This window comes from Deinococcus sp. (assembly GCF_018260555.1).
GTDB lineage: Bacteria > Deinococcota > Deinococci > Deinococcales > Deinococcaceae > Deinococcus.
Map to the genome: position 1 here is coordinate 21,783 of NZ_JAGLBB010000045.1, position 6,107 is coordinate 27,889.

At 68.9% G+C, this 6,107-nt stretch carries 6 protein-coding genes; 5 read left to right on the forward strand and 1 reads right to left on the reverse strand.

What is annotated here, in order from left to right; genetic code table 11:
• Positions 1 to 63: 63 nt before the first annotated feature.
• From QZ271_RS09835 to QZ271_RS09855, 5 genes are all read left to right on the forward strand, one after another.
• Positions 64 to 579 (forward strand): HD domain-containing phosphohydrolase, encoded by a 516-nt coding sequence (locus tag QZ271_RS09835; protein ID WP_291430972.1) that lies wholly within the window; start codon positions 64 to 66, stop codon positions 577 to 579.
• An 82-nt stretch (positions 580 to 661) separates the two neighbouring features.
• Positions 662 to 1,726, forward strand: coding sequence for a protein phosphatase 2C domain-containing protein (locus QZ271_RS09840; protein WP_291430974.1), 1,065 nt, complete (start codon positions 662 to 664; stop codon positions 1,724 to 1,726).
• Positions 1,727 to 1,783: 57 nt separating this feature from the next.
• Positions 1,784 to 2,161, forward strand: a complete 378-nt coding sequence (locus QZ271_RS09845) for a RidA family protein (protein WP_291430976.1) — start codon at positions 1,784 to 1,786, stop codon at positions 2,159 to 2,161.
• Positions 2,162 to 2,233: 72 nt separating this feature from the next.
• Positions 2,234 to 3,100, forward strand: a complete 867-nt coding sequence (locus QZ271_RS09850; RefSeq protein ID WP_291430978.1) for a stage 0 sporulation family protein — start codon at positions 2,234 to 2,236, stop codon at positions 3,098 to 3,100.
• Positions 3,101 to 3,140: 40 nt separating this feature from the next.
• Positions 3,141 to 4,862, forward strand: a complete 1,722-nt coding sequence (locus tag QZ271_RS09855; RefSeq protein ID WP_291430980.1) for a M3 family oligoendopeptidase — start codon at positions 3,141 to 3,143, stop codon at positions 4,860 to 4,862.
• A 189-nt stretch (positions 4,863 to 5,051) separates the two neighbouring features.
• Here the strand turns inward: QZ271_RS09855 and QZ271_RS09860 are convergent.
• Positions 5,052 to 6,107 (reverse strand): DUF4384 domain-containing protein (locus QZ271_RS09860; protein ID WP_291430982.1); only part of this gene is annotated, 1,056 nt, incomplete at its 5' end.

Genomic DNA, 6,107 nt, shown 5'->3' on the forward strand with positions numbered 1-6,107 from the left:
GCGCCCGGTTCACGTCGCCGCGACCTACAGGAGCGCGAGCGGACGCGTGTCACGCCGTCGCGCGTGGGCCTGAACGCCATGCGGGAATTGGCGCTGGCGCTGGGCAGCGCTCCTGCCGAGGCGGCGCAGCTGGGGCTGGCGGCGCGGCTGCATGACGTGGGCAAGATCGGCATTCCGGATTCGATTCTGCTCAAGCGCGGTCCGCTGCTGCCCGAAGAGTGGGCGCACATGGCCGAGCACACCCGGCTGGGCGCGCGGCTGCTGACCCAGCCGGGCGCGGTGGACGGCGGGCCACTGCTGCAACTGGCGGCGCAGATCGCCCTGACGCACCACGGGTGCTGGGATGGCAGCAGGTACCCGGCCGGATTGACAGGCGAGGCCATTCCGCTGGGGGGCCGGATCGCGCGGGTGGTCGATACCTTCGACGCGCTGGTCACTGCCCGGCCGTACCAGGAGGGCTGGCCCGCTGCCGAGGCCCTGGCCTACCTGAGCGAACACACGGGGAAACTGTTCGATCCCGTGGTGGTGAGGATTTTCGCGGACCTGTACTCGGCGGGACGCCTGCCGCAGCGTACCTGACAGGGCGTCTGCGCCGGGTACAGGTTAGTCCGGTGTTCAGTTTCAGGTAGGTCAAACTGACCGGGTGGCTTATATTGGGCTCATGCGCGCCTCTGCGACGCCCTCTCTGATGTCTGGTCTGCTCACGGATGTGGGCCGTCAGCGCCAGGGTGGCGTCAATCAGGACGCTGCCCTGGCGCTGGACCTGCCGCATGGTGGCCTGTACGCCGTGGCGGACGGCATGGGTGGCCACGCGGCGGGCGAGCTGGCGGCCAACCTCGCGCTCGACGCCCTGAGTCAGCAGTACCTCGATGGGCGCGGCGCGGCTCCCGCGCGGCTGGCCGAGGCGGTGCAGTCCGCGAACCTGGCCGTCCTGCGCCACGCGGTCGGCGAGTACGTCGGGATGGGGACCACGCTGCTGGCCGCGCTGATCGACCGGGGCGCGGCCTTGATCGCGCATGTGGGGGACTCGCGGGCGTACCTGCTGCGCGGCGAAGAACTGCACCGCCTGACCGAGGATCACTCCTGGGTGGCCGAGCAGGTCCGGCTGGGCCACATGAGCGACACCGAGGCCCGCGACCACCAGTGGCGCAGCGTGGTCAGCAACGCCCTGGGCGGTGAGGAACGCGTGCGGCTGGAGATGTTCGGCCTGCCGCTGCGCAGCGGGGACCGGCTGCTGCTGTGCAGTGACGGCCTGAGCAGCGTCGTGACTGATCAGGAACTGCTGCTGCTGCTCTCACGTCCGCTGGACCCAGAGGAGGCGGCGCGTGTGCTGGTGAACGCCGCGAATGACGGGGGCGGCCCGGACAACATCACGGCGCTGATCATCGACGTGCAGCGCGGGGCACGCCTGCCCACCTACCCGCTGCCGGTGCGCCGCGAGGACGGCCCGGTGTACGTGGACGTGCTGCTCAGCGCGCAGCGCGGCAACAGCCTGCCGACCTACGCCTTGCTGATGATCGCGTACTTCACGCTGCTGGGCATCATGCTGATCCCGGAGCAGCGGGGGCTGATCGGCCTGCTCGGCACGGCCGCGCTGGTGGGCCTGCTGGTATGGCAGCGGGCGCAGGCCACGCACCGCGCCAGTCACATCCTGAAGCGTCCCAGCGCCGCCCTGAATCTGCCGGCCACGCCCACCGATCAGTCCCTCAGCAGCACCCGCCCCTGACTGCTCCCCCAGCGGCTCCGGACACGGCAGCAAACGGCAGCCGGTATGCTCGGAGACATGAAAGAGATCATTCAGACGCCAGCGGCCCCGGCCGCCATCGGCCCGTACAGCCAGGCCGTCACGTTCGGGAACCTGGTCATCACCAGCGGCCAGATTCCCCTGACGCCCGCCGGGGACCTCGTGACCGGGGGCGTGACCGAGCAGACCGAGCAGGTCATGGCGAACCTCAGGGCCGTGCTGGCCGCTGCCGGCACCGACCTGGACCGCGTGGTGAAAACCACGGTGTTCCTAGCCGACATGAACGAGTTTGCCGCCATGAACGCCGTGTACGAGGCGCACTTCCGCGCTCCCTACCCGGCGCGCAGCACCGTGCAGGTCGCGCGGTTGCCCCGCGACGTGCGCGTGGAGATCGAGGTGATGGCCGAGCTGCACTGAACGGACGGGCGAGGGGGGGGTTTGTGCACGGGGTCTCGACGCTGCGGGGCGCGGCGTGACATCCTGCGCGCAATGGTCGTCCTGCCGGTCCGCTTCGAGCGCAGTCCCCGCCTCCACCCGATGCTCAGTGAGGAGCCTCATGCGGCCGGAACGCGGGTCGTGGTGCAGGGAAAACGCGGCCCGGAAATCGCGACGGTGCGCGGCGAACCCGGCCAGCCCCAACCGCAGGAGCGCTACGGCGCGGTGCTGCACGCCGCCACGCCCGAGGAACTGGCCCGCTGGGAGGCCCTGCACGCGTCCGGTGAGGACCTCAAGTGGCTGCTGCGTGCCCGGGCGCGGCAGAAGAACCTGCCGGTAAAGATCGTGGCCGTCGAGTTCACGCTGGACGAGAGTCTCGTGACCGTCAGTTACAGCGCCGAGGAACGCATCGAGCTGACCGGTCTGATCGGAGAGGTGAGGTCCCAGACGCGGGCGCGCGTGAACTTCGCGGCGGTCGGGCCGCGCGAGCAGGCGCAGATGATCGGCACGCTCGGCGCCTGCGGGCGCGAGAACTGCTCGTCCAATCACCTGCAGGAATTCGCGCCGGTCAGTATCCGCATGGCGCGCGACCAGCAGCTTCCGCTGAACCCGGAGAAACTCTCGGGGCCGTGCGGGCGGCTGCTGTGCTGCCTGCAGTTCGAGCACACGCAGTACCTGGACCTGCTACGCGACCTGCCGCGCAAGAACGCCCGCGTGTGCCATGAGGGCAGCGGCGCGTGCGGTAAGGTCACAAAACTGCACCCGCTGAGCGGCACGGTGGACGTGTTCACCGACCAGGGCCTCCTGACGAACGTGCCCTCCACTGAACTGCGCCGCCTGACCGAGGCGGAAATCAAGGCGCTGCCGGACGGTGGGCGCGCCTCGCCCCGTCCAGGCAAACCGGCCCGCACCCAGGGGTAGGGCACCCAGGGGTAAAGGGGCGCGGCGTACACTCAGCGGGATGACCTCCGAACAATCCAAGCTCAAGGCCGTGGAGGCCAAACTGGCTGTCCCTGAACCGCACTCGCGCTGGGAGACCTTCCAGGGCCGTTTTCAGGCGCTACTGGACGCGCCCCTGAGCGCGCCGGACGTGCCCGGCTGGCTGCAAGGCTGGAACGCCGTGACCAGCGACCTGATGGACGTGGCCGCCAAACTGTCCACGCACGCGGACCTGCACACCGACCAGCCGGACATTCAGGGGCGCTACCAGACGTTCGTGGCAACCGTCCTGCCCGAGGCCGAGCGGGCCGATCAGGCGCTGAAGGAGAAACTGCTGGCCGTGCCGGACTTCGTGCCCCCACCGGACTTCGCGCTGAACTTCCGGCGCATGCGGGACGCGGCGGCCCTGTACCGCGAGGCGAACGTGACCCTGAACGTCACGCACGAGGCGCAGAAGAACCGCCATTCGGTCGCTACCGGCAACCAGAAGGTCACGCTGGACGGCCAGACGCTGACCATCCCGCAGGCCAAGCAGCGCCTGGACAGCCCGGACCGCGCGGCGCGCGAGGCGGCGTGGCGCGCCCTGAGCGAGAGCAACATGGGCGTGGCCGACGAACTCGACGCTGTGATGCTGGACCTGATCGGCACGCGCTGGCAACTGGCCCGCAACGCCGACCTGCCCACCTTCCGTGACTACCAGTGGCGGGCGCTGGACCGTGTGGATTACACGCCCGCCGACTGCGCCGCCTTCCACGACGCCGTGCGGGAGGAGGTCGTGCCGCTGGCCGCGAAAATCGTGCAGGGCGTCGCCGCCCGGCTGGGCCTGGAGAGCGTGCGCCCCTGGGACTACAACCGCAACGACCTGCTCGACCCGCAGGGCCGCGCGGCCCTGACGCCCTTCCGCACCGGCGAGGAACTGGAAACGCTGGCCGAGGCGGCTTTCAGGGGGCTGGACGCCGACCTGGCCGCGCGCTTCCGGCAGATGCGAGAGGGCGGCCTACTGGACCTGGAATCCCGGCCCGGCAAGATGACGCACGCGTACTGCACGTACTTCCCGACCCGCAACGAACCGTTCGTGCTGATGAACGTGGTCGGCACCGCCGAGGACGTGCGCGTGCTGTTCCACGAGGTCGGGCATGCGTTTCACGGCTTTTACAGCGGGGACGCGCAACCGCTGGTCTGGAACCGCTGGAGTCCCACCGAGTTCGTGGAGATTCCCAGCATGGCCATGGAATTCCTGACCCTGGACCACCTGGGGCACGTGTTCACGCCAGAAGAACTGGGCCGCTACCGCGAGAAGCAGTTGCAGGGCGTCGTGGCGTTCCTGCCGTGGGCGGCGCAGATGGACGCCTTCCAGCACTGGCTGTACGCCGGGGCGCCCGAGACGGTCACGGCCGCTGACCTGGACGCCAAGTGGCTGGAACTCGACCGGACCTTCCATCCCTTCGTCGACTGGGACGGCCTGGACGAACGCGTGCGCGCCAAGGGCTGGCAGTACTACCACGTGTTCCAGGTGCCCTTCTACTACATCGAGTACGCCATGTGTTACCTCGCGGCCGTCGGCGTGTGGCGCGCCGCGCAGGCGGACCCGGCCGGGACGCTCGCACGCTACAGGGCCAGCCTGCGCCTGGGCAGCACCGTCAGCGTACCCGACCTGTACCGCGCTGCTGGCGTGGACTTCCGTTTTGACCGGGAGCACATCCGGGGCCTGATGGCCTTCATAGAGACGCAACTGCCCGGCTGATACGGACTGCGGCTCCATACCGACCAATCCGTATGCTGTTCCCATTCGCATCCGCTCGGGTTTATTCGGAACTGCACCGAAGCGATCGGAATCCGTATGACGCAGCACTACGGCGCCCCGACCTTCACAGGATTCGGGGCGCCGTTCGTCTGGGTGGAGTGACCGCGCAAGGTCATTCCACCCCGGTTATCAGTAGCGGTAGGTGGTGGTCTCGCTGACGTTCACACGCACGGTGCGGTTTGCGCTGCGGTCCACGGTCAGGGTGACGGTGCTGCCGCCCTTGGCGAGCGTGCCCATGAAGCCCGTGGTGGTCTGGCGGGTCTGCTGGAGCGCGTAGCCCTGGTCCTGCAGGTCGCTGACCTTACGGTCATAGGCGCTGCGGGCGGGGTCCTGCATCTGGGTGTTCGAGATGGCGCCCAGCAGCGTGCCGATGAAGTCCAGGACGTTGTTACCGGTGCCGACCGGGGCAGGGGCCGGGGCGGGGGTGACGATGGGAGCGGGCGTAGTGGCCTGGGCGAACTCGACGTTCAGGTTGGTGGTCGCGCCAGCCCGCAGGGTGATGGTCGTGGCGTAGTCACTGTACCCGGGCGCCTGAACACGGACCGGGTACGTCCCCGCCCGCAGGTTGCTGTACGTGACGTTCGCCCCGCCCAGTCGCTGACCGTTCAAGGTCACGGTCGCACCCGACACGTTCGTGCCCACGAACAGGCTGCCAGTGCTCACCGGGTTCTGCGCGGCCACCGTGTAGAAGGCCGTGTCACTCACCCAGCTGTTCTGAGGCAGCGGCGTGACCACGATGCTCAGCGCCTGGGCCAGGCCGTCCTGGCCCCGGGCGCTCACGGTCGCAAACTGATCCTGGGTGGTCTTGAACGAGCTGATCTGATCCAGGTTCAGCGGCGTCAGGCTCGCCAGGGCCAGGACCTTGTTCTGCCCGATGGGGCCGCCCACGGTGTACGTGAAGTTCGCGTCGGGCGCCGGGAAGGTGGTCGTCGTGTTCGCCTTCACGAAGTTCGCGCCGCTCAGGCGGTTGGGGAGAACCTGATCGACGCTGCCGTCAGGGTTGACGTTGAACAGGTACACGTACGCGTCGCGGTTGACGGTCGCGCTGATGCTGATCGGCTCGTCGATGCGGTAGGCAGGGTTCTGCGCGCCGCTGGCATCCTTGCTGACCCGCACGCTGACATTCAGGTCAGGCTGGGCGGGGTTCACGATGATGCTCTGCGCGCTGATCTTCGGCGCGGCGGA